This is a genomic window from Campylobacter sp. W0014 (genome assembly GCF_020135975.1).
GTDB lineage: Bacteria > Campylobacterota > Campylobacteria > Campylobacterales > Campylobacteraceae > Campylobacter_D.
In genome coordinates, this window is the sequence record NZ_JACHTR010000076.1 from 1 (window position 1) to 959 (window position 959).

The 959-nt window shown below is 26.5% G+C and carries 2 protein-coding genes; both read left to right on the forward strand.

Annotated features, from left to right (window positions below):
- Positions 1 to 494: lysozyme (locus tag H2277_RS09005; RefSeq protein ID WP_337201967.1), on the forward strand; the 494-nt coding region annotated here is incomplete at its 5' end.
- Entirely contained in the window at positions 488 to 847 is a 360-nt protein-coding gene (locus tag H2277_RS09010) for a hypothetical protein (RefSeq protein ID WP_042635856.1), read from the forward strand. The genes H2277_RS09005 and H2277_RS09010, both read left to right, overlap by 7 nt.
- Positions 848 to 959: the final 112 nt, after the last annotated feature.

Here is a 959-nt window from a genome sequence, read left to right on the forward strand (position 1 = left end):
AAAAAATCACTCATCTAAGCAATGATGGTCAAAATCTTTTAAAAAATATAGAGAAGCTAAGACTCAAACCTTATAATGATCAAAATGGAAAAGAAATTACTTCATATGTTAAAGGTGCAACTATCGGATATGGACATCTTATAGGGCAAAATGAATGGGATTTGTATAAAAATGGTATTACTTTACAAGAAGCGGATAAATTGTTTAAAAGCGATTTGTTACCCTTTGAAAATGCCGTAAAAAATTCAATAAACTCTTCCTTAGCACAGAACGAATTTGATGCCTTGGTTATATTATGTTTTAATATAGGGATTGATAATTTTAAAAATTCTTCTGTTGCTAAAATCATCAATGGAGAGAAAACGGGTTATAAAACATTAAAGGAAGCTTGGATGGCGTGGAACAAAAGTCAAAATAAAGTAATGCAGGGACTAATTAATAGGAGAAATGCTGAATATAAGCTTTATACTCAAGGAGGTTATGAAAAATGGTAATTTTTAAAAATATATTATTGTTTTTATTTTTTAGTACTTATTTGTTAGCACAAGAGGATTTTACTCCACTAGAGCAATGTACCTATGAAAATGAAAAGTTTTGGATAAAAATTTTAAATCTATGTCCAGAGGGTAATATAACTTGTGATAAGGTTGTATATGTGGGTGTCAATAAAAATAATGGAAAATATATTATCTTAAACGGTAAGTCTATTAGTGATGTAAATATGAATTTTAAAGGATATGTTTTTAAAAATGGTATTTATGAATACAATATTTTTAATAATTTTTTATATATTTCTAAAAACAAGCAGATTATACAAGAATATCGTCTGAAATTATGTGAAAAATAGACGCAACAAAGGCAGCAAACAACAACAAATACCTAGAATATGTAAAAAGTTAAAAAGATGCAATAAGAATTACAAGAAGTTTTTAAAGTTATAAAAATCCCAATTAATAAAA